This window comes from Streptomyces sp. SM1 (assembly GCF_002910825.1).
GTDB lineage: Bacteria > Actinomycetota > Actinomycetes > Streptomycetales > Streptomycetaceae > Streptomyces > Streptomyces okerensis.
Genome location: NZ_NEUB01000757.1, coordinates 1 through 1,099 on the forward strand (window position 1 = coordinate 1; position 1,099 = coordinate 1,099).

Genomic DNA, 1,099 nt, shown 5'->3' on the forward strand with positions numbered 1-1,099 from the left:
GGAGCCGCCACGCCGTGTGTCACGGGCGGTGAAACCGTCCGGCAGCCCTTCGGCGTCGAGCACTTCGGCTTCGACGACCTCCGGCAGCGGGACCTGCCTGACCAGCACCTCCTGCCCGCTGTAGGTGTCGAAGGCGCGGGTTTCGGTCAGTTCGTACTCGTCGGAGGGGGGCAGCGGCAGGCGGTAGCGGTCGGCGAGTACCCGTCCCGCATAGTCGTCCACGCTGCCTCCCCCGGCACTACGGTCGGTCAGTTCCGTTCGTGCAGCGGACCGTTGTGGCTGCGTACGGTCCGCAGGCACTCACGATACGTGCCGGAGGCAACCCGCAGAGAGGGGATGCCATATCTGGCTTCCCTTTCCGACAAACCGCTCACGCTCAGCCCTTCGGCCGGAAGGTCTCGGTCAGCGTCCGCCAGGTGTCCTTGCGCTGATCACTGCCCCACTTGTCGGCCTTGGCCGTGTACATCAGCCCGTAGCCGAGCCGGTCGCCGACGACCGTCCCCCGGTCGACGGAGCGGTACTTGGTCCCGCCGTCCACGTAGGTGAACTCCCAGTCGGCCGTGTTCCAGCCCCGGTACTCCACCGGCTCGATACGGATCCGCTGGTACTGGGAACGCACCATGCCGCGCTCCTGGTTCTTCCAGTCGGCGACCGGGTCGTCCTTCGGCGTGGTCGTCCAGCCGATGAGCAGCTTCTGCCCGTCCGGTCCGGTGAACCGGTCGCCGGCGGCGCCCGACGTCTGGAACTTCCACCCCTCGGGCAGCCCGATCGAGTACCCCTGGCTCCCCTTGTACGTCTCCGTCGCCGCCGCGCCGCCGTCCCCGGCCGAGCCGTCCGGCCCGCCGGCGCCGGCGCTCTGGTCGTTCGTCCCCGTGCCCGTGCCCGTCTCCTTGCCTGCCGACGCGGTCGCCCTGTCGTCGCCGCGGGTGCCGTCGGTGCGGGTGCCGTCGTTGTCGTCGCTCTTGGTGTCGGGACTCGGGTCCTGACTGGCGACGGCCCGTTCGCCACCGCTGCCGTTCGCCCCCTTGTCGCCCTCGTCGTCGCCACCGCTGAGGACGACGGCCAGCACGATGCCCAGCACGGCAAGGACGGCGACCAC

General features: G+C 70.3%; 2 protein-coding genes. Both read right to left on the reverse strand.

The annotated features are described in order from the left end of the window. Nucleotides 1–252, reverse strand: a 252-nt coding sequence (locus B9S61_RS22870) for a hypothetical protein (protein WP_146064921.1), incomplete at its 3' end; no start/stop codon positions are given. Nucleotides 253–376: 124 nt separating this feature from the next. Then, a partial coding sequence (locus B9S61_RS22875) for a serine/threonine protein kinase (protein WP_258039802.1) occupies nucleotides 377–1,099 on the reverse strand: 723 nt, incomplete at its 5' end.